Annotated in this window: 1 protein-coding gene; it reads left to right on the top strand. The window is 39.3% G+C overall.

Annotation, left to right across the window (positions count from 1 at the left end; all coding sequences use genetic code 11):
- Positions 1-76 precede the first annotated feature (76 nt).
- Positions 77-333, top strand: a 257-nt coding sequence (locus tag C1E99_RS04800; protein ID WP_330848220.1) for a type I phosphomannose isomerase catalytic subunit, incomplete at its 3' end; no start/stop codon positions are given.

The following is a 333-nucleotide window of genomic DNA, read 5'->3' on the forward strand; positions in this document are numbered from 1 at the left end:
CTCTTCCTTCGCTACATATTTTTAACAAATCTGTTATACTTGATATAGTTCAATACTTACTACTAAGGAGAAAATCATGGAACCCTTGTTTCTCACACCTGTTATGCACGAAAAAATTTGGGGGGGCAATCGCCTAAGGACCAACTACCACTACGACATTCCTAGTGAAAAGACTGGGGAATGTTGGGCAATCTCTGCCCACCCAAACGGCGTAACAACTGTCTCAAACGGTCAATATAAAGGAAGAGGACTGGATGACCTCTATAAGAATGAAAAACATTTATTTGGCAATCCAACAGATGATGTCTTTCCATTGTTAACAAAAATCCTTGA

The organism is Streptococcus suis (assembly GCF_002964045.1).
Lineage (GTDB): Bacteria > Bacillota > Bacilli > Lactobacillales > Streptococcaceae > Streptococcus > Streptococcus suis_U.